We start from the raw sequence: 24330 nt of genomic DNA, 5'->3' as shown, positions 1-24330 counted from the left end.
TACGGCATTTACTGGCGATAAAATGACGGCAATATACCGGTGATGGTGCCATGATTTTTTCGCCATAGCCCTAGATCATAAGTTGTATTGTCTGGTTTTATGTTCCAGTCTGTCAGAGTGTTCTGAAAATAGCAAAAAACAGTCGGTAAATCTTAGTAGATTTCCATATTGTGTTTTATCAACTCATAATTTTTGTGTGATATGAACATGAAAAGTAGGCTAGTTCAAAGAGGTTAGAGCCTGCAATTATTTGCTGTAAAACTATTTCAAATCTCTTAAGGGGAGTATCTATTTGGTTAAACCCTCTGGAAGTTCAAATCGGGTTCCCCGCGTAATTAGTATGTGTGTATAGTTGATGCCTAGGATTTTGCACTGATTCCTTCTGAAAATATCGGGATGTCTATCTTTTATTGAGAAAAAGATGTTTTCTATTTTAAATAAAAGATATGATAAATAAATACAATGAATTTTATTTTATAAAAAAAGTATGCTGTGTTGTGCGTAAATAAACCTGATAACTCATGTTAAAAAATAAAATTAATACACAATTTGTCATTAACTGTTTAAGATTTTCTTCAGTTTTTTAATATCTGAAAGAATAATACAATTGTATTTTTTGTATAATTTTTGTTTTAAAGCTAAATTTGCAAACATTTTTTTCTGTAACTACCACATCACAATAAGGTATGGCTCCTGATAAGTGATTGATATCTACTGCATCATTAGGTTTGATTTTTCGCTCAGGTGATTCATTATCTCTAGTAAAAATAAGCCGAATAAAAGTATCAATTGATGGTAATAATTCAAAAAAAGATTCTATATCGGATTTCTTTTTAAATAGATAGATAATTTTATCTTTAAAATTATTTTTTAACGCAAATTCAGAAAGATGAGGAATTATAGTTCCATTAAAAAAATGCATGGATTTCATTGTCCCATATTCGAGTTTTAGACCAATTCTTTCTGTGGTTTCTATTTCCTTCTAACTTTAATGCTTGTGCTTTTAGGTTGTTTGTAGTTTGATTTACTATCTTACAAAATTCTTCGTTTTTTAAGCAGAATTTCATAACTTCGATACTATCAAGATGTTTTTTTAATTCATCTCCATTTTTTAAAAGCCAAAGTTTTCCATAAACGGTACTTGATGTAATATGATATTCATCTCCTGCTGTATATGAAATTCCCTTGTCAATTATTTGTGATTTTATATCGTGAATTGGTTTTTTACCTATTTTGATTAATACTGCATTTTCAATTTCTTTTTTATGGAATAATGTATGTGATTTTAAAATCCACCCCTTAGATATATCTACAATACAATCGATTACATCATTTCTTTGTTTAGTTTTTTTATTTTTTAACAAATCCTGTAGATGAAAGAGAGAAAATGGGAATATGATTTGTCCTGTATCTGATTTTTTTTTATTTTGTTGTATATTTCTAATAACTCATGATCATCTTCGCTACCAATTCTTACTTTTGTTAATGTAATCCAATGATTGGTATCTAGAAAAACTCGTTTAATTATCTGTATCTCTATTAAATTTATTTTCAGGATACAAAATTAGATTTTTGTAATATTCGGGAACATCAGGATAAAGATAAGTCATTGCAAAATAGTGTTCTAATTCTTTTTGTGCATCTCTGATAAACGATATTGTATCTGGAAGCTCTCCAATTTCATTAATTCTTTCATGAGCTGCATTGAAGTAAATGTAGAGATTATAAAATGCCAAGTGAGTTAAAATCTTGAAAAATCTTGGACTCCATTCAGGATCATATCGGATTAGAGATCTAACCCGTGCAAAATTAGCATGAGAATTCATGCTAAAAGAAGCATATGATGTATTCTGTAATGCTAAAGATTCTTCTGTGTAAATTTTATTGCGAAACCAATCATTATTGAATTTTCCCTTAAAACTTTTGTAAGCACTTTTGGTAACTTTTGGTTTCCCATCTATGATTTTCAACATTTTTACTTTTTCTTCAATTTTTCTTCCTTCGTCATTATGATTAAGATAACATTTTAAATACAAATATTCATAGTCAGATGGGTTTGCATTTGGGTTTTTTTGTAGAAATCCTTTAGAGATACCAACTTGATTAATCTCATCAAAATATCGGCGTTGGGATAACCATAATCCAAATTCTTCTCGTAGAAATATTTCGTGAATATCTTCAGGATGAGTTAATGCATAAAACATCTTTGGAATGGATTCAAAAACTGGTCTAATAACATTAGAACAATTTTGAATTGAGTTTTGTTCTAAAGGTCGTAAAGCGTGCCAAATTGAATGAAGATTCAATCCACATAACCCTACAATAGCTCCTTCTGCGATCAGTTTGTTAGAAGTATTATGACTTTTTGGCTCCTCAATCTTTTCAAGAACTTTGTCATATGCTGAAAACATCAATTCATTTAATGAAAATGTAAAACCTAACAATTTTTCAAACAAAGGATAAGAATCTATTTGTTTTTTAATAAAGGATAAAACTTGTTGCTGAGAGCTTAGACATAAATTCCTATAACCCGAACCAAAATCAATCATAGTTCATTTCACACCAATCCAATAATTCCATATTTCTAACAGTTATTCGAAATGATTTTCTGAGTTTACAAATAGATAACATGTGTTGTTATTTAATTTAAAATATAAAGACATAGATAATATTTTATGCCAGATACTCTTCTTTCTGATTCCACAAAATCTCTTAATCAAAGTGGCATGTTTTTACAATCTCTCATCTCAAAAGAATTAGATTTTGATGGTTGGTCTGTTGATACTGAATATCCAGTACAAGTATCTCCATTCACAGTAGATCCAATCAAACATGGAAATTATTCCATTGATGAATATACCAAAAAACCAGTGTATCATCCACAAGACATTATTCGATCTATGGAAGAATGTAAAAACAAAATAGAGTTAGAAGAGACATCAATTGATGTTGTAGGAACAATTGGTAAGGATCCTACCATCACATTATGTGTAGAATGCAAAAAATTAGATCCAATCTATTCTGATTGGATTTTCTTTGATGTGTCAAAACCAAAACCAATGAATGTAATAATCAAAAGTTTTCAAAGTAAAGGACATGTTTCATTATTTAAGATTCCAGAAACATCCTCTTGTGGTAATGAAGTATTTGTCGATTTACACAAATGGGAAGATAGCAACGCACTTAGAAATCCTGTGTCAAATACATCCATTGCACTCACAAATAATAAAATTGATAGAAAAACATACCAATCCAACAAATCTTTGATAGATAATGCATCACGACAGATCATAAAAGGCACTTATGGATTTATTCTAGACAAACTACAGAGTAACATCTTGCAAGGATTTATTGATTCTACTCTTGATACAATCATTCCAATAATAGTTACTACAGCAAATTTGCAAAAATGTATCATTAATCCAAAAGATATAGATCTTGATTCTGGTTATGTCACAAAAGAACCTGTATATGAAAAAATAGATTCTATCATCTATGAATGTCCAGCACCAAAAAGTGTTAGATTCCCACAGCCTAACTTCAACAGATTATCACCAGAAACAAGAAAAGAAATTTCTAAATGGCAAGTTTTGATTACATCTCCGAAAGGATTTATTGATTTTATGAAACAAATCTGTTGAGACTTCAAAACTAACTTAGAGAAAATCATAATAGCTTGAATCAGAATTTAGAAAACTTTTCAATTCTCTTCTTGTACCCTCAAAGATTCTATCATTTTCTATTGTACTTTTAAAATCCTGATAAACTCGGATTCCTTCTTTCTCAAATTGCTTTTTTACATCATTTGTAATGGTTGTATATAATACCAAGTTTGCATTGATTCTTCTTTTGAAATTTGTTTGTTTGCAACAATGTTTTTTTCACGCAAACTTTCATACATTGTTACAATTTTGGATATTTCTGCACTTTGGATGTCTTCAAAACTCTTTGCTCGTCTTATCTTTTTGCTTTGCTTCCAAATATTTTTCAGCACTGTTGTTTTTTCACAGCTGTTTGGAATATCATTGATATTTTTTCCCATAAACTCTGCACGTGTTAGTTTTTCATCATCTTTGAGATTGAATGGATCAAATGATATCAGGTTGTTGATAAGATACATGTAAGATACAGTTTGAATGTATTTGTATCCTTCCAAAAATTCTTGATGTTGTTCAATATTGTGGTATTCTAACAACCAATTCTGGTATTTTCTTGAATCCTATAAAATACGCAGTATCTCTAAAAAAGCAAAGGTGCTGTCATAATTTGGCTCACGTTCTTCATCTGTCATTTTAACTCTTCACCAATTCCTTGATTTTATTTTCAGTTCTAAACAGTTCTAATGATACAAAATGCTGTTCACTTAATCTTTTTTTAAGCATCTCTTTAGTATTATTGGATTTTTGGATATCTTCTCTGAAAAGATTAAGCATTACAACTAAACAGATATCTGTGATTGTATGAAGTAATTCCAGATATTCTGTAAGATATTCAGGCATGATTTCACGCTTTTTGAATAGTTCTCTATTTGTATTTAGTCGACGTCCAATGTCTATATTGTTGTGAGAAACATGTACATCTGAAGATAATCTCTCATAAATTCCATAAATCAAGTTCTTTGCATCATCAATCCCTTCTAGCATTCCCCAGTCAATTATTTGTCTTAGCATCAATTTTGTTGATAAAACATTTTTCCTTTGTGACAAATACGAATCCAGTTCATCAAAAATTGATATTGAAATCTTTTCAAATTCATCAGTTATGTTGGGATCTTTTTGTATTCTCTCACTTAGAAATAATTTTAGATTAATACCTGTGTTTGCTTGTTCTATTGTTTTTGCATCATCTCGAAATTTTTTATGTGAAAGACAATCGTAGAATGTCCCTTTGATTAAAAGCTCCACTACAGTTCTTAGCAAAACAAATGCAGAATTGTAAAATGTTGATAATGCTTCAATATTTGATCTTGTCATTTGATCAAACAATTCCCAATTGTAAATAAAATAAACTGAATTTGTCTTGAATGAATAGTTGTCTAAATTCTCTGCAATATTTGCTTCCATTAACATTAGTTGATGAGTAGAATCATGAGCTTGCTGGGCTTTTTTAAAATCTATGCCTAAAGATGGTTTAATCTTGTCTAATAGTAATTCTTGTATTATGTGATCATATGCTAATTTGATCTCGTCTGTATCTGTCAATGACTATCTCTAATCTTTGTATGATAAAACCTATCTTCTAGTATTTCGTATATTGTATGCATGATTGATTTGCGTACACTCAAGTTTGAATTTTCTGGTACTGATGGTCCAGTGTCTCGTATGAAGTTTGACTTTGCGCCAGATGGTGATGTTTATTGGATATTTCCTGAAACTGGATACAAGATTAGCTTTCACAAGAGCGGTGTTGCACACATCAAAAATAACTATGACCGTAATTATTATGAGAAACTTGATCTCAGCCCTGATGCAATAACTCAATCAATAAAACAAAACTTGCCTGCATACAAGGAGTTCTTCCAGCAACTTGAAGGTAAGCCATTCAAGCCTGAAGGAAAGACTCTGTACGCATGGAATGTGCCTGATTTTAAGGGTCGTGAACAGCAAATCATGAATGATTTTGTAACAATTCGAGGCCGAAATGCAGTTTTGTCTATGGATGTACACAAACTGTTTCATGCAATGGCAGAAGCATCACCTACCTTGTATGAAACAACGGATACAAAACTAGCCAATCTTATAGACTCACAGAATTTTATGACCTTTGATACAGACGGAAATTTCTTTAACATCAACAACCAACGAGTTTTTGATTTTGCTGGATTGTCTAATTTTACGATGGATGATTTATCCTCTCTTCTTGGTCCTATAGGGAAAATATTTGAATTTATGAATATGGAAACTGAGGAAGATGAAGAATATGACGAGGATGAGGATGAATATGAAGAAGATAATGAGCTTGCTTATTTGTTTGATAATTTGAAACTAAAGAAACTTTGATGTGATCTGTATGTGAAAATAATTATGCTAATTGGTATTCCTGGATGTGGAAAAACTACGTTTTGTAGAAAATTCTTTCCAGAAATGATGAGAATCTCCCGTGATGATATTGGAGACACAAAAAAAGAACATAGAATAATTTTAGAAAGACTAGAGCAAAACAATGATTTTGTGATTGATGACATTAACCACACTAAAGACGTACGTCAGAAACTATTTGAAATGGCAAAATCATTTGATGCCAAAGTCACTGGAATATTTTTTGACGTTAGTACTGATAGGTGTATTGCCCAAAACTTTAAACGAGAAAAACCATTGCCTGATGCTGCAATTGGGATTACAATAGATGAAACACCTTTTGGTAGCCAAAATTCATCGTTAGTACGAACAAATTTGGTGATTGTAAGTAGTATCAGAATCCCAGTAATGATGGTAGCATCAATCTGAATTATTGCAAAAGGATCAATTTCCATTATAACTTGAAAAAGTTTTATTCATAAATTAACATATACGACCATAAAAATACCAAATATCGCTAGTTTGATTCCATGAATTTAAAGAATTTTTCATTTTCCCATGCAAGTAAAATATTGAGTTTATCCTTTGATAAACGATTTATGGATTTTGGAGATTTTTTTCGTAGTTTTCTATTAACTAATTCAGTATTAGCATCAAGTTCAAACATTCTTTTTGAACACGATACCCTGAATATCGAAGTCCAAATTCCCTTAATTTCTCTTTTTTCATATGTTTGAGATATTTTAAAACCTGCTAACCTACCTGCTTGTTTTGCATATAACCATGCAATATTACGATCTATTGGAAATAGTTTCTCAGATTTGGAATGAGTCTCAGACATTTTCTCTAACATGGGAATATCATACGGTAAAATAGTAGTTAGCGAATATTCGTTGATTTTAGAATTTCTAATATTTACAGTATGTTTATCTAAATTAAAATCTCGTATTTCTAATTCTAATCCTTCTGAAATTCTTAGCCCACAGCCATATAGAATTCTATAAAATCTAACAAAATCATCTGCGCTTATTGGGGGTCTGCCAGTTTCATTAATGAACGGTTGTAATCGAATTAACCAGAATAGAAATTTATTGTAAAAAGTAGTTGAGGTCATGTAGGACATATCTTTCTCACCTGTTTTGTTAGTCATTATGGAATAAACTAATGAGGGGTGCAGATTATGTTAATGTTATAATCTAATCTAACTAAAAAAAAGAGTGTACGAAAGATCTAAACATCCACGTAAGGGCAAATATTTAAACTATGAAAAAATAATTTTAGAATTTCTAATTAAACAAGAAGATGACGTTACCGCAGTTACAATTAGAATTCATACCAAGATTTCAAAATCATCCTTTTACGAAGTTTTAGGAAGATTACGATATTATGGATACGTGGATTGGATTGGGGAACCACAAGACTGGACAAGTTTTGTAGGAATTACACAAAAAGGGAAAAATTATTTAAAGAAATTCCTTCTGGGTTGATTTTTTTGAAAAAAATCCATCATATGACAAATTTTGTGGACAACATCTGTCCGAGTTATTTAATTTTTAAAAACTAGTTTTAGAGAAGGAGACATACTAATTGTTAATTCAAAGGAATCTAAATAATACCCAAACATGTTTCAACTACGTACTTATTCTATAAAAAATTATTGTTTGCTCTTCTAATTTTTTAATGATACATTATAAGAAACAAAATCATAACCTTTTACTCAAATTCCCCTTTGAGTTTGTCATATTCTTCTTTAGTGATTTCTCCTTTTGCTAATCTGTCCTTCAATAAATCTAGCCTTTTTTTATCTCCTATAGGTACTCGTTTAGAAATGGATTTAATCACTGCAATGAATCCAATCACAGCTAAGATAATTATTGGAATTATAATCATCATCCATTCCTGACCTGCAATGAAATTGGATAGAGTAGAAAACATTTCCATAGTTGATTTTATTTCATTTTTTATAAGCAGTTCTGTAGGATTGTTTCATTTTTTAGTGTAAAATCTAAAACTTGATAATTTGTGACATTTCTAGGACTCTGTCTATCTAAAATTCATTCTATTTTTTCCAAATTATTTTAAAATCACATAGATCTAAAAATCCCTCCATTTCATATCATCAAAATTTGGAAAATCTTCTTTTGGATCAGGCATTTCTTTTAATTCTGAAAATTCAGTAAAAATATCATTCGACATGTTTGAAATCCCTTTTACACGGCACATCTTTACGGGAATGGGTGTCTTTGATTTTGCTTTGAGTTGTGCTTTGCTTGGAATACTGTTTCCTGCTTTAACTTCTATCCATAAAAAATCATCTTCTCTAGGATCATCTAGAAATCTTGATTGGTTGGATGCAACTTTGCAAGCAAGAAAATCATAATCAAAGTATGGTGTAAAAATACTACCATGAGGTTTACAAATTTGCTCTATCTCCAATTGAAATTCTTCGGGTATTGAGATTAGAATTCTCTTAGTATTCAGCTTGAATTCTATTTTGTCATAATTTTTGCCTCTAAAAATTTGCTCAGATAATGCATATGCCCAATCTCTTTTGGTAAGCCATTCTTTTGCAAAACATTCCCTCAACATCCTTATTCTTGAAATTTTGTTGTTCATTTTGCATCAGCGTGTGATTAACTACCATATCTTGTAAATTTCCTCATGGATATGTCAAATAGATTGATTGGGATGGAGTTAGTGCAAAATCTTTGCCCCTAACTATATCCCCTTACATGCTGTGCTCCCAAGAGAATTTGAACCAACATATTTTAGATCTTAAACATTACGACAAAGCGTCATAAAATCACTCACAAAACAGGGGATACCATTTTTACTGATTATCGATAATTTCTTTTGTAAAAAAAACTCTCATAGCGATTTCATTCAATTGGTATCGGTAAAGTACCTTCTTCTTCAATACTTACAGTATTATCTGGATTCTCCGTTATATTGAGCACATAAGGTAAAGCATCCTTAACATCTTCAACATGGGTGATGAGCAATATTTGTCTAAATTTACTAGTTAATTCATGCAATGCTTGAAGGATGCTTGCTTTCCTTCTTTCATCCTGACTACCAAAAATTTCATCTAGTATTATAATTTGAGTACCTGAACCTCCAGATCTTTGAGATAATTCTTCAGAAATTGCAATTCGAAGACACAAATTTACAAGATCCGTTTCTCCACCTGAAAATCGTTTAATATTATGATTTATTCCTTCATCATTAATCTTCAACGTAAAGTCATCATCAAAATCAACAGAAGTATATCTGCCATTGGTAATTTGTTTGAGAAGAGAGGAAGTTTTTGCAGCTAGTTGTGGTTTTATTCTAACCATTAAATCTGATTTAAAATCAATCATTAATTTTTTGAGTGTAGATAATTCTTGTAATGTTGATTGTATTTTTTTGATTTCATCTTGCTTTTGTTTTTCTTCTTTAATCGTATTTTCTTGTTGTTGAATTTGATCCTTAACTTGAAGTAATTCTTGTTCTTCTTTAATTAAATTCTCACGATTAGTTTGATGTTCTATATTGGCCTCATATTTTTTTCCTTTGACTTTTTGATATTCTGTTTCATTAAAATTTATTGTAGTTAATTCTGTATTTTTGGAATGTAGTTGTTTAGTAGATGTGTCAATATCTTTACCGACTAAATCAACTTGAGAATTTAATATGTCGATTTGTTTTACATGTTCATTTAAAGCAATTGAATTTTGATATATTTTTTCTAGTTTTTGAAATTCAGATTTGATTTCTTCATGTTTGGCTTTATCGTAATTTATCCCCTTAAAATTAAATAAATTGTTTTGAATAGTTTTTTCTTCATCTTGATATGATTCTAATATCTTTGTATTTTCTCCTATTTTTGTCAACAAATTATTTTTAATCTGGATTTGATTCTCAATTTCTTCTCTTTCTTGTTTTTTTAGAGTAATTTGTTTTCCAACATTGTCAGTATGTTTTAGTATAATTTCTTGTTCTTTTGTAAAAGAATCAATTTCTTTTGTGATCGATTGAATATTTTGTGTTATAATTCCAACTAATTTTTCTACTGTATCTTCAAGGGGTCTTTTGCATTTTGGGCATTCGCTTTTATCTCCAAGTTCTTGAATTTCAATTAATTCTGCATTTAGTTCATTTTTACGACTAGCTTTTTCAAAGATTTTGCTGTCAATTTGATTTTGCTGTTGTTTTTGATTATTCAAATCATCTTCTAATTTTCTTAATTCTTCATTCATAAGATTAATTTTGGAATCTAAATTTCCATAGGATTTTATTGATTCATGAAAACTAGATATTTTTGTTTGCATGTCTGATATCTTATTCTTACAATTTTTAAGTTGATCCTCTAAAGAAGATTTTTCTGTAAATTTTAATTCTAAAGAATCTAATTCTACTTTTATTTTTTTAATTTTTTCAAATTTATCAAGTTTTGGTTTTAATTTATTTAATACTTTTTTTGCTTCAAGTGATTCGTCAAGCTTTTTTGTTAATGTGATCTTTTCTTGGTTATGTCCTTGTATTAGTCCTTTGAGACCTTCTATTTTTGTATTAATCTCTTGATGTTTGACATATTTTTCTTCTAATATTGAAAATCTATGTTCGTGTTCTTCTAATGATTTTTTAAGAATATTTACTTTCTTTTGGTTAATTGTAATTGATTTTTGTCTAATTTGTACTTGTGTTTGCATATTTTGTAATTCTTTTTCCAATATAGATACATCTTTGACATATTTTTCTATTTGTTGAATTTGTAGTTCATTTTGTTTACTGTCTTCCTTTATCATTTTGATTGCATCTTCAATTTGATCAATTCGTAATAATCTTAGAATTGTTTTTCTTCTTGTAGCTCCAGTCATTCCAGTTAATCCATCTAAGTCTTTTTGTCGTGCAAAAATTGATGTGATAAATGCAACATAATCCATTTTAGTTCTATGTGTGATGTAATCGGTAACAGCTTTTGTACCACTTACATGAGGATTTGGATTGCCATTAAGATACAAATTTGCAGATGGAGTGAAATTTTTTCCGCTCAGAATTCGTTCTATCTTTAAAGCATCCGACTCAAAAGTCAATTCAATAATGACTCTGCATTTTTCCCGCTCCTTTGCTTGACTACGTTTGATTTCATCTTGCTTGGTTCGTGCAGCATCAGAACCATAAAGACACCATGCTAGAGCCTCCACCAAAGTCGATTTTCCAACACCATTTCGCCCAACAATTCCTATCAATCCCGTAGGAAACTCAATAATTTCCTCTTTGTAACGCCTAAAATTTTCTAGTTCTATGCTATTAATTTGCATTATTCTATTATTCCCTTATCCTCAACTTTACTAAGATAGTCCAAACCCATATTTTTCATCAAATCAAATCTTTCATCAGACAAATCTTGTTTTTTTAGAAAGGTTTCAAATTCTTCACTTAAGCTACCCATTGAGGAAGTGATGGTTTGCCCATTTGAAATTTCATTTATAAAATTGAAATTGTGATCAACATGAATTGCATCTTTAGTTAATTCAGCAATTTTTTGTCGATCAAGATTTGAATATGTCTCTCTAGAAATATTGTCAAATTTTAATCGAATAATGCTGTCTTTTGTTTTGTCATCAACCAAAGTTTGTACAGATTTAATAATTTGATCTGGAGTTAATTTTTCACAATCAATACTTTGATAATCAATCATCATACGTGTTTGTGTAGGGACTTTCTTTATTGATTTAGTATCTAGATCTATTTCGAGAAAATATTTTTCTTGTTTTACTTCATTAAAACTTAATCGTTCAGGAGACCCACAATAATATGCATTATCTCTAATTTTTTGTAAAGAGTGGAAATGTCCCAATGCAATATAATCAAAACCATATTCGAATACAGAATTTGGAATAATTTGTTCTTTAAATTCTATCCAAGAATTATCACTAATATCTTGAACCGTACCATGAGTCACAAAAATGTTGTATTTGCATTTAGTATCCATTTCCAGTTGAAATAAATTCTCTTGTAATTCTAATTGTGAGTATGTGTGAGGAATTGCATGAACCGCACAATCACCAATAATGTTTTTGCTATATTTTCCACCATATATAGGAAAAACATATGGAATAAAATCAAAAATTCTAAAAATTGTTTCTTTGGTTTTTTGTCGTGGAGTAGAATGATTTCCTGCAATAATCACTGATGGAATTTTTGCTTCAGATAATCTATGAAATTGTTGTAGTGCCTCAGAAATTGCTTTATTGGATGGACGTACCATATCAAAAAGATCTCCTGCATGAACAACCAAATCTGGTTTAGATTCTAGTATGTAGTCAATTATTTCTCGAAAAACTGTGTAGATATCTACCTCTCTTTGATTTAATCCTGTTTCTTGATCAATCGAAGAATAATCTCCATGTCCTAAATGAGTATCTGAAAAATGTACTATTCTCATACTTCAGAAATTAATTAAATCATTTAAATCACTATATCTTAATTTCGTATGTGGATATCAAAGAGTTAAGTCTTGATGAAATTGACATATGTAAATTTAACACTAGAAAGGATTTAGGTGTAGGTACCTAAGAAGCAAGTTTGGATGATTTAGCAAAAACAGTATTCGGGAAAAAGGACTTCTAAATCCAATCATGGTGAGAAAAAACAAATATGGAAAATATGATTTAATTGCGGGGCAAAGAATATTTCTTGCTAGTAAAAAAATTGGTTTAAACACAATTCCTGCAATCATAAGATCTGATCTAAATGATACAGATGCGACAATAATTTCTCTTATTGAAAATGTTCAACGTGCAGATATGAATCCACTTGATAAAGATAAAGCCTATAAAACAATTTATGAAGAATATAATGATTATACAAAAGTTGCACAAGAAACTGAAGTTTCTATTTCTACGATAAAAAAATATTTGACTCTTCTGAATCTTTCTTCCACATTACAAGATAAACTAACAACATCAGATGGGCCAACAGGATTGGGGCTTTATCAAAACTTGCAGAAACATTTTCACCTGATGAATAGAAAAAAGATTACGAGGAAATAGGATGATTTAAGCAAAGCATTTAACTTGAAATTCTAAAACGAAGTGAAGGAGATTTACACCAACTTACTGAATTACGAAGCGAATCTATGGAAGGTGCTTTTGACACAAAATTATGTACTGAAGGTCTTTGTTTTTCAATGTCCGATGATCTCAAAGAACAAATAAAGAAAATGTTAGATGAGCAAGAAATTATTTCATTAAAAGAATTGGTAAAAAAATTAAAATGATAAGTTAGAATTAATTCATCCTCGAGCGAGAGGTATAAAATCAGTTTAACCTCCTAAGATATTCTTACACCCTGTGTTTAATCGATGGTTCTTTTCTTGTTTTACGAGAATTTTTTGATGATATTTTTCATAAATCGATTAAACTGTATAGAGAAATAATTTTTGAAGATTGATTTCTTTTGTGTACTTTTAATTAACAATAAGACATCAACAAGGTTATTATCTAATTACCTGTATATGATGCCCTACAAGTTTTTTCGTAATAGTGTGATAAACTTTGGATCAATTGATCTCACAAAAAGGTTAAGAGAATTGATCGATCCGATACTTGAGGAGCCAAAAGAAAAGAATGGGTCTTATGAATAAAACAACATCAAATAGAAGCAGATCAGATAAAAAACATCTAGAAGGTATTATATTATGAATTTGAGTAAAAAAGATGTTTTTATTTCATATAATCAGGCGGATGAAGAGATTGGGGGGGAAATTGGAGAATATTTAGAAAATGAAAAAATTAGTGAAGAAATTCTAACTCTAACAAAATTAAATTGGAATAATGCAGATTTCGCAAGCAATCAACCTATTACATTACAATTCTCAAGACAAGTAGGAAGAATTCTACGAGAAATGCCATCTGAATCAACACCAAAAAATAAGTACATGTATTACATGTAATGTTTATGAGCAAAGATCCATTAGAATGGATTAATACATTCCATCAAGAATTTCAAAAACCATCTTTGTTGGTTTGATGTTATTTTTTGACAACATGTCAAATTGGTTGATTCTCTCATAGAGATTTTATGAATTGGCTCAATACTCTAATTTGTAATCGTTTTATTAAAAATGGTGGCAATCTAGATTCAAATTTGAATTATTCCCTGCTCTACTAAAAATTCTATTCCTTTTGCAAAATCTTCATCGGAGATCAATCCTTGAGACCACCAATCTGCGTTAGTTTTTACCCACTCTGGGATGTTTTTATCGTTTGACTGGATTTCTGGAATCTCTTTGATTCTGACAATGTCTTCTTTTATCAGAAACTCCATTCCCTTTGTAAATTCATCATCGCTGATTTGGTCTTCAGACCACCATTTTGCATTGGTTCTTATCCAATCTGGTATGGAAACAGGTTCTTGAAGTACAAATCTAGATTGAGAAACATCATCACCAAAGGTTACAATTACTGTGTACGCCCCCTCATATTCCCATAGTGGCCCTTGAGCCATAACTGTATAAGAAAAATCCCCACTGTCAGATGGTTTTAGCTGGGATACAAAGACGGTATTGTCTTGGGGATTGATTATACTGATTGCAATCTCTGATTTGATCGTAGGATTCTCAACTGTTCCATCTAGAATAACAGAGTCACCCTTTTTGTAAACATGCTTGCCTAACACAAGATCAATCCCACTTGGCACTAGGGATGGCTCTGTTAATGATTTATCATGCAATGGTACATCTCCATTTGTATCTTTTATTATCTGAAAGGAGATAGTCTCTGTAACATCTTTGTATTTTACTTTTATTTTGTATGATCCCTGAATGTCATTGTAGCGTGCACTCCAAAACCCATCCGAAAAACTTCCATCTGGAAGCAATGATCCAAAACTTGTCCCCAAAATCATTCCAGTTGGATCAATTAGGGATACAAAAATTTGCTCATCCTCAAAATATGGAAAGACAGAGCCAAGAACTTGAACCAGTTCAGATGAGTCATAGACGGGCTTTGTTGTTTCAACATTAATCTCAATTTGTGGCTCTTCCACTACAGCACTAGTTGAAAATGTACCATGTTTGTCTGAAAACGTTATGACTATTTTGTCAGAGACTGCCAGCCTGCCATCATTTGGTCCATCTCCTCCAGTTTTACCATTTGAACCAGTAAGCATTATCTTTCCTACAAAAATCCCTGTATCTGTTCCAGTCTCAACAAGCAAATAACCATCTATTGTACCCAAATCTGAGGAAATTGTAATCTTGTCGTCTTTCTGATCACCAATAAGATCCAAAAGGTCGGAATTAAGATTATGCTGTAAAGATTCAACTGTGATAGAGACTATATCGCTTGGGCTATACGATGCCTTGTCAGCAGTTACGATAATTTTGGTCACGGGTTCATTTGCAAAGTCAAATGTTATAGTTGCAGCAGCGTCTAGACCATACTGTACTGTAACGGTATATCTTCCATCTTGCCATGCTCCACCACCTGCCACAAATTCTGTCTGAAATGTCTTGTCCGCTTGAGGTCTTAGTTGCTCAATACTTGCAATGTTTCCAGCTGGATTTTTAACCACTATTGAGATGACTTCGTTTTCTGCCATCTCGCTGAGAGTGCCAGAGATTCTTATTGTATCGCCTTCACGGTAGGACAATCTATCCGTTGAAACTGCAATGGTAATCTCTTTTGCCTTATCTTCAAGGGCAGAAACTTCAATGATAGATACTGAGAATAGAAATAAGTACAGTAGAAATACGTATGATATGTCTTTATTTTCCAAGGTTTCTTTACTTCCTTTGGTCTAATTAATGAATATTACTACTTCTTTACAAGTAAGGAGAGTTTGAATTGAGTATAAAATCAAAGAAAGAAATACTTGGAATAAGTCCGATTAGTCACAAGTATCAGATAACAGTACCAAAAGAAGTCAGAGACAGTAAAAACTGGAAGGAAGGAGACAGAATTGTTTTTGTCAAGGAAGATGAAAGAATTTACCTGAGCTCAAGCACAGAAGTGTAAGAAAACTTTCTTGATTAATGTGATCACTAAATCAAAAGAATTTCCAGCCTTTTGGCTCTATATCATAACCTAACTTGTAGCAAATTTTTTTAGAAGGATCAGATGATAACGTGTTTTACAAAATGGCATTTATGGATTCAATTGGAAATGGAAAAAGAGAGGCACTGGGAATTTAGGGAATCATCAAATTGAACATCTTGATACTATAGAAAAAGATGGTTCTCCATACCAAGTGATGAAAGTGTCAGGGTTAATCGGTTAAGGACTGCCATACGGAATAATTCAATTGATCAGAGGGGAAATTCAAAACTGTTGAGAGATGGGTAATTTGAATGTAGATAGAAAGCGATTGTGGTTTGAAGAATTAGTATATGTTAATGATAGAGTAATGATTGATTCAATGTCTATTTCTCTGAATTTTATCCTGTAATGGTCTAATCAACATCTGACAAAATGTTGATAAAGACTTTAATCAAGAAACAAAATGCATAAATCACATTGTATCATATTTATGAAGTTGGGAAAAGATGCAAAGGCAATAATCACATTAGTGCTGATTAGTGTATTGATATCCTCGTCAGTATCTGCATTCTTACAATCAGCTGATGCCGTAAAAGGTAATGGTGTATCAAACACAAAATACGGTCAGGCAACAAAGAACTTAGTTTGTGGAGATAGATTATGTAGTGAACCAGAACCAAAACAAGCAGAGGGTGGGGAGTCTGATAAGTGTAAGAGCAATTCTGCCGAAGAAATCCTAAGACAAGTAACAACAGGTCTAGTAGGTGCTGGGGCACCACCCCCCTATGATGTAATTGGTGTAGCATTACTTGAAGCTGCTTGGCCATCAGGAGGAGATTGTGCCACTCTTACTGCTGACGATCTTGCTAAACAATTACATGAAGTTGTTATAACATTAGAGGAATTTTACATCAAACACCCATACTTTGTAGCTGTTGGGACAATGAATGAGGATCAACAAAGGTACGAAAACCGAAAAAATTCTGGCACTTATACCAATAGTAGCCTGCACGGTATACTTTCTGGATACCTTGACGATAGTAGGCTTTTCCCTGATGCAATAATATCTCTAGAAGATAGCACAAATAATCTGGATGTCAAAAGTTTATTTAATTACTTTTTGTCAGCAAATATGTTTTTTGGAATAGAGCAAGAATTAGCTCTACTTTCGTCTAATTCCACTGTTTCTCCCAATAAAACAATGGATGCGTTGGATTTGAAAAATCCTTATGTTCCAAACCGGATAAAACATGTATGGGAAGTTTTTCCCAAGGTATCTCCAATTAGGCTTACTACAATAAGTGATGTTAAAAGTGAACCAGTTAACAATTGTAATGCTGATGTATGTACAAAATATTATTTTGATGATACAGCAACTAATTTTCATTATGAAGATATTATGGGGTGGGATTATCCTGAACACTCAGCACCAAAATGTACGATAAATTGTGATGCTGAATCAAATGTAAATGAACATCATTCGAGATACATTGAAGGTGTTAAACAAGACGTCGAAACATCATTAAGACCATATAAGAACATGGCAATTTGTTGGCAAGATCTTTTAACAAATCCTGTTCCACAAAATGCTTCACCATCTGATTCTAATTGTAAACCAGAGCCAAACAGCATTGTAGGAATTGGAACACCTCCTAAAGGTGGTGTTTTTGTGTACTATGATAATGAATCTTATGTTAGAGATGCAGCATCAAATGATTTTAACAGTGGAATATTATCACGATACACACTTACCACAAGTTCTAATAATAAGGTAACAGGACAACCGTACCAACCAAGTGACATTGTAGGAATTGGAACACCTCCTAAAGGTGGTGTTTTTGTGTACTATAACGATGGATATTATTCCAGAGATGCAGCATCAAATGATTTTAACAGTGGAATATATGCATCCTATACACTTACCACAGATTATGTAAATAAGGTAACAGGACAACCGTACCAACCAAGTGACATTGTAGGAATTGGAACACCTCCTAAAGGTGGTGTTTTTGTGTACTATAACGATGGATATTATTCCAGAGATGCAGCATCAAATGATTTTAACAGTGGAATATATGCATCCTATACACTTACCACAGATTATGTAAATAAGGTAACAGGACAACCGTACCAACCAAGTGACATTGTAGGAATTGGAACACCTCCTAAAGGTGGTGTTTTTGTGTACTATAACGATGGATATTATTCCAGAGATGCAGCATCAAATGATTTTAACAGTGGAATATATGCATCCTATACACTTGACTAATTATTATAATTCCAAAAATAATCTCTTAGAAAAATTCTTTTAAGTATTTCTTGATTTTAATTGTGTGAATTAACTAATTCCAACTACAAACGCTACAATCTCAAAAAAACAGTTGACAATTAGAAAAGGCAATCATTCTATTTCATGTTATGATATTGCACAATACTATGATAACAAACCTCTAAAAGTTGCATATTCAGAACACATCAAAAAACCTCTTGATCAGAGATACATTGATACAAAAAACCAACGAAAGAATTTCTCTTTGAGGTATTTTTTGAGAAACAAGAAAAAGATCAGAGATTACTGCCTAATGGATTGTATTATGACCAGGGAATTGGCAGACTATTGGCTTGATACATTTTTCAATGCATACAAGTTTTACACTGCAAACTGGGTAAGCTCAGGATATTTGGCAGAAAAAGTTCTCATATACAACGATGTGGACATTCCAAGATTTGTGGATTCTGCCTATGAAATTCAGGATTTGGCTTGGAAATCGTTCTATGGAGGCCGATTTGAGCTAATTCAGCGCGGATTCATTGGAGAGTGCTATATCTATGATATCAATTCAGCATATCCCTATGCATTGACATTTCTTCCAGATATCACTAATGGTAAATGGATTCATTCTACTAGAATTAACCCAAAGGCATCCATAGGATTCTTTCACATCAGAGCATTTGTATCTGATCAAGTCAAGATATCTCCATTTCCATTTAGAACAAAAAATAACAGAATCATTTATCCATCAGGAGAGTTTGAAACATTTGTAACACTAGAAGAACTCAAAGCAGTAGTAGATGATCCTAGAATTAAATACAAAATTATAGAGTCACAACAATTCATTGCAAATCAAAATACTACATATCCATTTAAAGACTTTATCAATTCACAATATCAAAAAAGACTACAATTACAAAAAGAACAAAATGTATTAGAGAGGGCAATCAAAATAATTCTAAACTCTGTATATGGCAAGATGGCTCAGAGAACAAACGGCGTCATGGGAAATTTGTTTAATCCAATAATGTCATCTTATATTACTGGTTTTGCAAGAGCACAACTATACAAGTTTGTCAGAGATAATGATTTAGAAAAAGATGTTGTGGCCTTTGCAACTGATTCAGTTGCATGTAGAAAAAAGATTCAAAATTTGAACAGCAAGAAATTAGGAGAAATGAAACTAGACAAATATGGCAATGACACATTTTTTCTATCAAATGGATTTTATTTTATCAATGGAGTTTGGAAAAATCGTGGAATTGGATATGATACTGAAAGAAAAATAGAGATTGAGCATTTGGGGGTTAAAATTAACAAAAAAGGACAACTCTACATTACAGTACAGACTACCAAAACAACTCACATCAAAGGTGGTATTAGATATGACAAAATTACTGATGTTGGGAAAATTGAAATTTATGATAAAAAAATTGGGTTAAATTCCGACAGAAAGAGAATGTGGTTTTCTGAATTAGAATCACTAAATGAGAAGAAATTCTGTGATTCCGTGCCTATTCCTATTGATTTGGTAGGTGATATTATCTCAAAAAATAATGTTATTTGGAATAGATATGACGAAAATGAACATTTTCATGAAAGTAAGTTATGAAAAGTCTTATAGTATCAAAATAGGATTTTGTTTGTTGGGTATGGCACATCCATTAGAAAAAAAACTAAAAGATTGCGGAGACAGTTCTGTTTGCAAATACTCTAAATTCGAAGTGATAAAAGAAGTACTTGAAAAAGTTGTGACAAGTCAAATACCATTTGAAAAAAGCGTTCTAAATGTACAGGGGGCATATTATAATGATCATGGTAAAGAACATTTTGAAAGAATTGAAAATAATTATTCAAAAATGATTGAAGAATCTGGAATAGAACTATCCTGTTGTGAAATTTATCTTGCACTTTTATCCATTTGGTTTCATGACATTGGATTGTGGTTGGGAAGAAAAGAAGATGAATCTCCAGAAGATGCCAGAAACCATCACCATGCACGAGTTAAAGACGTAATTGAAAAACTAGTAGAAAAAGGTCAAATTAGTAAAATGGATAATTCTGAAGAAACCCTTCTGGTCAGTATTTGTGCAGGACATAGTAGGAAAATTGATTTAGAAAGTATTGCAAAAGAGAGTTCATTAAATGGAGAAGGTATAAAATCTCGTTTATTATCTGCGATATTGAGAATAGCAGATTCATTAGATATTGATCATAGACGAGCACCAGAAACAATATTTGAATTATTTGATGATGTTATTCCTGAAAAATCACGAGAGCATTGGGAAAAACATACATTCGTTAATGCAGTAGAATTTAATCGTACATACGCTTCTATTGATATTGTTACAACGTTTGGACAGAGATTGGAAGAATTGATAGAACAATACAAACTTGTTCATTGGGTACAAGAGGAAATAAAAAATGAATTACAGTCAGTAAAATCCATTTTTGATGATTATAGAATGCCATTTTCACACGTACAACTAAAAGACTATGCATCTGGAATGTACATTAAATCAGATATAGAACCATCAGGAATAGTAAGAATAGAATGTGATGAAGATCATCTAGATTCAAAAACATTACTAGAACTATCGGAATTATTTAAAGTACATACTGGGGAATTGAAAGTGTATATTGAAATTATTCTAAACAAAGGAGGTAGAATTACAATCCCACTTCCAATACAATATAATGTTACTAGTTCAGAAACATTGGAAGAATCTATCAAGAAAATTTGTAATCCTCTACTGATAGATGTTAAGGTTGATCCTACAAGTGTGAGGGTGATAAAAAAATGAAAATAGGCATACCAAAATACGATCATCTGGATTTTGAGAGAGATGTTTGGAAAACTCTTTCAGCTATTAATAGCATTCAAAAATCTTTCAATAAAACCAAAGTGTCTCAAAAATTCTTAACGTCGATCTTATTGTTGGATTCTAAAAATAGTTTTGGTAAACAACCCCAACCATTAACCGTTGAAGAAATTAAAATACATAATGACACAATAACAAACCATCTAGACATTCTAATACAAAATAATTTAATTGAGGGAGATGTAGAATTTACAATTCCTTCTGAACATGATAATCTGTCATCATATTTGATAAATCATGTGTATCTTAACATACATTTGCCATTAGAATCCATATTTTTCTATGATATCTTGATTCCACAAAGTGGATCGCCTAGAGGCACATACACAAATTATGATGATTCTTTCACCTCCCTCTCCAAAGGAATGTATACACCAAAAGGATTCTTCATCAAAACATGGATTGAAGATAATGTATATTCATGCATTATGGAAGTAACTGATAATTCTGATAAAATTTATGATTATTTAAAAAATATTCAAAAAGAGTTACAAAACATTGGGATTTGCATAAGTGTTTTAGAACGTATTCCAATAGCACCGATACCACTTTTCCCACTTTTTACTGAAGCCAGTAATCTGAAAGAATCTATAAAAAAGAAAACAATACCTGAGTCTACACAATCCGTTGACGATTCTAAACAATTGTTACAAAAATGGTATGAAGATTATATTGATGCTAATCATGAAATTTTAAAACAAATTCCAAGAATAGAGTTAGCTGATTCAACTTGGAATAAACCTAAACATTATCTGATTTTAATCAACCGTAAATTAGATATGATATTAACAGCACAGTATTTGTCAGAAGATAAAGATAAAGTTGAGATTAGAATTATGGATAAAATTCCAATGATTGAAAACTTGTATAACGAAATAAAGAATCTTCCAGAACGATACAACCTTTTACGAACATCTTTTAGTTGGAGTAAAAATATTTTGTCAACATTAAAACATCCATTTTATTCTGCATTACAAAATGTTGAAAGGATAATAAATGAATTTAATAAAAAAGCACATTGTCCAATGTTTGACGCAAGTAATCTTACCGATGAAGAAATTAGAACGTGGGTTAAAGAAGAAATTGAGTCTAAACGATATCTGATCAAAAAATTTAACATTGAAGATAAGTATGTACAAAAATGGTTATCTCCAGTATCTGTTTTAGTGAGATATTCATTAGATGATCCGAAACCTAATTGGAGGAGAAGTGGACATTTATTCACAGAATATAGGTCATCAGATACAGACGATATCAAAATTTTCAAAGTAGATAAAGAAGAATATAAAAATGAAAAATTATCTACATTAAAAAAATATGAACATGATGAAAAATTACTCCAGTGGTCTAGTGGCGATTTATTACATCATATGATGAAATCAAGAGGAGAACACACTAGTGTAAATTTGTGAGTGAGTGGAATTGTTTAAACAAAATTCAGCCAATCTCTGAATCATAATCTTCACAATTGTAATCTCTTGAACCGATTTCAATCCATCTTCAGTTTTCTTTCCGTGCCTAAAATCATACTTTCTTTCTTGCCGAATCTGCCTATCCAATATTTCTAAAAATCGTCTTATCAAAGAACCATCCATCACAACATTTCCTTCTCTTGTATGGACAAATTCTTTGAGTTTGATTCTGTGTCTTTTGCTTGAATTATTTGCTATTTGGAATACCGTATAATCCACCATCCATCTAAATGGTTCTATTATATCATAAACTAGTGGTTGAAATCCCGTATGAGATTTATGCATGAATCCAAAGTAAGGGTCTAATCCAAACCCACAAACAAATTTTGAAATTTCCCCTGCTAGAACGGAATACCCATAATTTAACAAAGCATTGATGATATCAGTTGCATTGTTCTTGGAATTACGTATGAATGATTATTTCTGGAATTAAACCCGTACCTTTCAGGAATGAATTTACCAAATTCTTTGAAATAGACTCGTCCTGCAGAGTTTTCTTTTTCAGGTAGAGAGGTAATGTCACTACCAATTAATCGTAATAACTTTAGTTGTGATTCTTTTTTTGCTGTTAGAATTTGCTTCGTCAGATACTCACATTTTTCAGGGTCTCTAAACGTATCGTATTGTGCAATTCTATATTTTGTTCCAGTTAGAGAATCCATCATAGAGTTGCAATAAGTCACAGGTTTACCATAAGTGTCAACTAGAATTACATTTCGATTATTTTGAGAAAGTAGTGATAATGCTTCTGTGGATACATACCCTTTACCTGATAGAATTATTTTTTCATATGGCATGTTTTTGACAAACCATGATTCGGATTCTTGTTCACCAGTAATGTCCTGTCTGCCATTCTTTAGAATTAATTTTGAATTTTTTACAGAAATAGAATGACCATAACCTCGTAGTTTTATGTTGTAATGATTATTTTTTCCTTGGATTGTCAAACTTTTTCTAAAATCTCAGTTCCAATAATGTGATCTTTTGAAAACAATGATGTGTCTATGGCATTAATACTTCTTTTTGATTGCTGAATAATGAAATCCATATTTTCTTTACCCATATTCCTTTCTTTGAGTAAATTACGTACAGTACTTACAGAAGCATATAGTTCAGGTTCCATTAATTTTCCAAATTGTGAAATTCTTTCATTCAAAACATCTGCCATGTTATGAAGGGATTGATACTCATCTAACTCGATTGCTTTCTTACCATTAGGCCAAGTAATAGTACGAATCGGTTTATTTTGACTAATATTATATGCCGAATTTAAAATACTAATTAAATTACCAAACATGATTCATGAAGGAATTGTTTCCGTGAACTTTGTAATTTGTTTTGTTCTGCAATCACACGGTCTAGTTTTTCTGTAATTTCATGAATATTTGAAATTAAATTTTTGGTTTTTGTTTGTTCATTTCTTGTATAATACCACACTGCAATAATAATTCCTAATGCTATGCCAATTTCAACTACTAATCCCACCCAATTGAAAATATCTTTGCCATCAGTAAATTGCCATTCAAAAAAAACATGTATAACATAAAAAGTCATTAAAATACCCACTCCTGATAGTAAAAAGATTAATGAGATTGTAGAGATATAATCAAAGATTGATTTAGTCATACTGTTTTCTCATGATCTTATTTTCTTAAGCAT

General features: G+C 31.2%; 27 protein-coding genes. 12 read left to right on the top strand and 15 right to left on the bottom strand.

Annotation, left to right across the window (positions count from 1 at the left end; genetic code table 11):
• Positions 1-583 precede the first annotated feature (583 nt).
• The 3 genes from C5F50_RS02160 to C5F50_RS02150 all read right to left on the bottom strand — a co-directional run bounded on the left by C5F50_RS02160 (position 584) and on the right by C5F50_RS02150 (position 2549).
• Positions 584-931 (bottom strand): hypothetical protein, encoded by a 348-nt coding sequence (locus tag C5F50_RS02160; protein ID WP_179372071.1) that lies wholly within the window; start codon positions 929-931, stop codon positions 584-586.
• Complete coding sequence (locus tag C5F50_RS02155) at positions 909-1364, bottom strand: hypothetical protein (protein ID WP_179372070.1); 456 nt, start codon at positions 1362-1364, stop codon at positions 909-911. The genes C5F50_RS02160 and C5F50_RS02155 overlap by 23 nt, the downstream gene beginning before the upstream one ends.
• 156 nt (positions 1365-1520) lie before the next feature.
• Positions 1521-2549: a hypothetical protein gene (locus C5F50_RS02150; RefSeq protein ID WP_179372069.1), complete on the bottom strand. Its 1029-nt coding sequence runs from the start codon at positions 2547-2549 to the stop codon at positions 1521-1523.
• Positions 2550-2675: 126 nt separating this feature from the next.
• On the opposite strand from C5F50_RS02150, the gene C5F50_RS02145 reads away from it, so the two are divergent.
• On the top strand, positions 2676-3641 hold the full coding sequence (locus tag C5F50_RS02145; RefSeq protein WP_179372068.1) for a hypothetical protein: 966 nt from the start codon (positions 2676-2678) through the stop codon (positions 3639-3641).
• 155 nt (positions 3642-3796) lie between these two features.
• On the opposite strand, the gene C5F50_RS02140 is transcribed toward C5F50_RS02145, so the two are convergent.
• Both C5F50_RS02140 and C5F50_RS02135 read right to left on the bottom strand, forming a co-directional pair.
• Entirely contained in the window at positions 3797-4195 is a 399-nt protein-coding gene (locus C5F50_RS02140; protein WP_179372067.1) for a hypothetical protein, read from the bottom strand.
• Positions 4196-4292: 97 nt separating this feature from the next.
• Complete coding sequence (locus tag C5F50_RS02135) at positions 4293-5201, bottom strand: hypothetical protein (RefSeq protein ID WP_179372066.1); 909 nt, start codon at positions 5199-5201, stop codon at positions 4293-4295.
• A 60-nt stretch (positions 5202-5261) separates the two neighbouring features.
• Between C5F50_RS02135 and C5F50_RS02130 the strand changes: the two genes are divergently transcribed.
• A complete protein-coding gene (locus C5F50_RS02130) occupies positions 5262-5999 on the top strand; it encodes a hypothetical protein (RefSeq protein ID WP_179372065.1) in 738 nt (245 codons plus the stop codon).
• 24 nt (positions 6000-6023) lie between these two features.
• Positions 6024-6446 (top strand): AAA family ATPase, encoded by a 423-nt coding sequence (locus tag C5F50_RS02125; protein WP_179372064.1) that lies wholly within the window; start codon positions 6024-6026, stop codon positions 6444-6446.
• 88 nt (positions 6447-6534) lie between these two features.
• Here C5F50_RS02125 and C5F50_RS02120 read toward each other — a convergent pair whose 3' ends face one another.
• Complete coding sequence (locus C5F50_RS02120; protein WP_179372063.1) at positions 6535-7167, bottom strand: tyrosine-type recombinase/integrase; 633 nt, start codon at positions 7165-7167, stop codon at positions 6535-6537.
• Between the two features lie 67 nt (positions 7168-7234).
• Here C5F50_RS02120 and C5F50_RS02115 point away from each other — a divergent pair, with 67 nt between their 5' ends.
• Complete coding sequence (locus tag C5F50_RS02115; protein ID WP_179372062.1) at positions 7235-7504, top strand: hypothetical protein; 270 nt, start codon at positions 7235-7237, stop codon at positions 7502-7504.
• A 226-nt stretch (positions 7505-7730) separates the two neighbouring features.
• Here the strand turns inward: C5F50_RS02115 and C5F50_RS02110 are convergent, their stop codons facing one another.
• The 4 genes from C5F50_RS02110 to C5F50_RS02095 form a co-directional block, all read right to left on the bottom strand.
• Positions 7731-7952 (bottom strand): SHOCT domain-containing protein, encoded by a 222-nt coding sequence (locus tag C5F50_RS02110; protein WP_179372061.1) that lies wholly within the window; start codon positions 7950-7952, stop codon positions 7731-7733.
• Between the two features lie 159 nt (positions 7953-8111).
• Positions 8112-8633 (bottom strand): hypothetical protein, encoded by a 522-nt coding sequence (locus C5F50_RS02105; RefSeq protein ID WP_179372060.1) that lies wholly within the window; start codon positions 8631-8633, stop codon positions 8112-8114.
• Between the two features lie 263 nt (positions 8634-8896).
• Positions 8897-11323, bottom strand: a complete 2427-nt coding sequence (locus C5F50_RS02100) for an AAA family ATPase (protein ID WP_179372059.1) — start codon at positions 11321-11323, stop codon at positions 8897-8899.
• On the bottom strand, positions 11323-12450 hold the full coding sequence (locus C5F50_RS02095) for a metallophosphoesterase family protein (protein WP_179372058.1): 1128 nt from the start codon (positions 12448-12450) through the stop codon (positions 11323-11325). The genes C5F50_RS02100 and C5F50_RS02095 overlap by 1 nt, the downstream gene beginning before the upstream one ends.
• 163 nt (positions 12451-12613) lie before the next feature.
• Between C5F50_RS02095 and C5F50_RS02090 the strand changes: the two genes are divergently transcribed.
• The 3 genes from C5F50_RS02090 to C5F50_RS02080 all read left to right on the top strand — a co-directional run bounded on the left by C5F50_RS02090 (position 12614) and on the right by C5F50_RS02080 (position 13959).
• On the top strand, positions 12614-13057 hold the full coding sequence (locus tag C5F50_RS02090) for a ParB/RepB/Spo0J family partition protein (protein WP_280924481.1): 444 nt from the start codon (positions 12614-12616) through the stop codon (positions 13055-13057).
• 86 nt (positions 13058-13143) lie between these two features.
• The gene (locus C5F50_RS02085; protein ID WP_179372056.1) at positions 13144-13284 is read left to right on the top strand and encodes a hypothetical protein; all 141 of its coding nucleotides are present in this window, start codon (positions 13144-13146) and stop codon (positions 13282-13284) included.
• Positions 13285-13704: 420 nt separating this feature from the next.
• The gene (locus C5F50_RS02080; protein WP_179372055.1) at positions 13705-13959 is read left to right on the top strand and encodes a hypothetical protein; all 255 of its coding nucleotides are present in this window, start codon (positions 13705-13707) and stop codon (positions 13957-13959) included.
• 188 nt (positions 13960-14147) lie between these two features.
• Here the strand turns inward: C5F50_RS02080 and C5F50_RS02075 are convergent, their stop codons facing one another.
• Complete coding sequence (locus tag C5F50_RS02075; RefSeq protein WP_179372054.1) at positions 14148-15785, bottom strand: hypothetical protein; 1638 nt, start codon at positions 15783-15785, stop codon at positions 14148-14150.
• A gap of 68 nt (positions 15786-15853) precedes the next feature.
• On the opposite strand from C5F50_RS02075, the gene C5F50_RS02070 reads away from it, so the two are divergent.
• From C5F50_RS02070 to C5F50_RS02050, 5 genes are all read left to right on the top strand, one after another.
• The gene (locus tag C5F50_RS02070) at positions 15854-16024 is read left to right on the top strand and encodes an AbrB/MazE/SpoVT family DNA-binding domain-containing protein (protein ID WP_179372053.1); all 171 of its coding nucleotides are present in this window, start codon (positions 15854-15856) and stop codon (positions 16022-16024) included.
• Between the two features lie 517 nt (positions 16025-16541).
• On the top strand, positions 16542-18314 hold the full coding sequence (locus tag C5F50_RS02065) for a hypothetical protein (RefSeq protein WP_179372052.1): 1773 nt from the start codon (positions 16542-16544) through the stop codon (positions 18312-18314).
• Positions 18315-18390: 76 nt separating this feature from the next.
• On the top strand, positions 18391-19929 hold the full coding sequence (locus C5F50_RS02060) for a DNA polymerase (protein ID WP_342448759.1): 1539 nt from the start codon (positions 18391-18393) through the stop codon (positions 19927-19929).
• Positions 19892-21121, top strand: coding sequence for an HD domain-containing protein (locus C5F50_RS02055; RefSeq protein ID WP_179372050.1), 1230 nt, complete (start codon positions 19892-19894; stop codon positions 21119-21121). The genes C5F50_RS02060 and C5F50_RS02055 overlap by 38 nt, the downstream gene beginning before the upstream one ends.
• Complete coding sequence (locus C5F50_RS02050) at positions 21118-22611, top strand: hypothetical protein (RefSeq protein WP_179372049.1); 1494 nt, start codon at positions 21118-21120, stop codon at positions 22609-22611. The genes C5F50_RS02055 and C5F50_RS02050 overlap by 4 nt, the downstream gene beginning before the upstream one ends.
• On the opposite strand, the gene C5F50_RS13045 is transcribed toward C5F50_RS02050, so the two are convergent.
• From C5F50_RS13045 to C5F50_RS02035, 4 genes are read right to left on the bottom strand one after another with little or no spacing between them, the layout of a single operon-like run.
• The gene (locus C5F50_RS13045; protein WP_246282111.1) at positions 22579-23040 is read right to left on the bottom strand and encodes a CRISPR-associated endonuclease Cas1; all 462 of its coding nucleotides are present in this window, start codon (positions 23038-23040) and stop codon (positions 22579-22581) included. The genes C5F50_RS02050 and C5F50_RS13045 overlap by 33 nt on opposite strands.
• Positions 23034-23618, bottom strand: coding sequence for a CRISPR-associated endonuclease Cas1 (locus C5F50_RS13040; protein WP_246282110.1), 585 nt, complete (start codon positions 23616-23618; stop codon positions 23034-23036). Before C5F50_RS13040 ends, C5F50_RS13045 begins: the two co-directional genes overlap by 7 nt.
• Positions 23615-23968: a hypothetical protein gene (locus C5F50_RS02040; protein ID WP_179372048.1), complete on the bottom strand. Its 354-nt coding sequence runs from the start codon at positions 23966-23968 to the stop codon at positions 23615-23617. The genes C5F50_RS13040 and C5F50_RS02040 overlap by 4 nt, the downstream gene beginning before the upstream one ends.
• A complete protein-coding gene (locus C5F50_RS02035; RefSeq protein ID WP_179372047.1) occupies positions 23953-24297 on the bottom strand; it encodes a hypothetical protein in 345 nt (114 codons plus the stop codon). Before C5F50_RS02035 ends, C5F50_RS02040 begins: the two co-directional genes overlap by 16 nt.
• Positions 24298-24330 lie beyond the last annotated feature (33 nt).

The sequence above is a fragment of the Nitrosopumilus ureiphilus genome (genome assembly GCF_013407185.1).
Taxonomy (GTDB): Archaea; Thermoproteota; Nitrososphaeria; order Nitrososphaerales; family Nitrosopumilaceae; genus Nitrosopumilus; species Nitrosopumilus ureiphilus.
The sequence above is the reverse complement of the archived record's forward strand: the minus strand, read 5'-3'. Positions and strand labels throughout refer to the sequence as shown.

Bases quoted from the DNA above. Each gene is read 5' to 3' on its own strand.
- C5F50_RS02095 (WP_179372058.1), bottom strand. From the start codon at position 12,450: ATGAGAATAGTACATTTTTCAGATACTCATTTAGGACATGGAGATTAT.
- C5F50_RS02120 (WP_179372063.1), bottom strand. From the start codon at position 7,167: ATGACTAACAAAACAGGTGAGAAAGATATGTCCTACATGACCTCAACT.
- C5F50_RS02160 (WP_179372071.1), bottom strand. From the start codon at position 931: ATGAAATCCATGCATTTTTTTAATGGAACTATAATTCCTCATCTTTCT.
- C5F50_RS02110 (WP_179372061.1), bottom strand. From the start codon at position 7,952: ATGTTTTCTACTCTATCCAATTTCATTGCAGGTCAGGAATGGATGATG.
- C5F50_RS02050 (WP_179372049.1), top strand. From the start codon at position 21,118: ATGAAAATAGGCATACCAAAATACGATCATCTGGATTTTGAGAGAGAT.
- C5F50_RS02125 (WP_179372064.1), top strand. From the start codon at position 6,024: ATGCTAATTGGTATTCCTGGATGTGGAAAAACTACGTTTTGTAGAAAA.
- C5F50_RS02080 (WP_179372055.1), top strand. From the start codon at position 13,705: ATGAATTTGAGTAAAAAAGATGTTTTTATTTCATATAATCAGGCGGAT.
- C5F50_RS02085 (WP_179372056.1), top strand. From the start codon at position 13,144: ATGGAAGGTGCTTTTGACACAAAATTATGTACTGAAGGTCTTTGTTTT.
- C5F50_RS02035 (WP_179372047.1), bottom strand. From the start codon at position 24,297: ATGACTAAATCAATCTTTGATTATATCTCTACAATCTCATTAATCTTT.
- C5F50_RS02100 (WP_179372059.1), bottom strand. From the start codon at position 11,323: ATGCAAATTAATAGCATAGAACTAGAAAATTTTAGGCGTTACAAAGAG.
- C5F50_RS02040 (WP_179372048.1), bottom strand. From the start codon at position 23,968: ATGTTTGGTAATTTAATTAGTATTTTAAATTCGGCATATAATATTAGT.
- C5F50_RS02105 (WP_179372060.1), bottom strand. From the start codon at position 8,633: ATGAACAACAAAATTTCAAGAATAAGGATGTTGAGGGAATGTTTTGCA.
- C5F50_RS02055 (WP_179372050.1), top strand. From the start codon at position 19,892: ATGACGAAAATGAACATTTTCATGAAAGTAAGTTATGAAAAGTCTTAT.
- C5F50_RS02150 (WP_179372069.1), bottom strand. From the start codon at position 2,549: ATGATTGATTTTGGTTCGGGTTATAGGAATTTATGTCTAAGCTCTCAG.
- C5F50_RS02145 (WP_179372068.1), top strand. From the start codon at position 2,676: ATGCCAGATACTCTTCTTTCTGATTCCACAAAATCTCTTAATCAAAGT.
- C5F50_RS02130 (WP_179372065.1), top strand. From the start codon at position 5,262: ATGATTGATTTGCGTACACTCAAGTTTGAATTTTCTGGTACTGATGGT.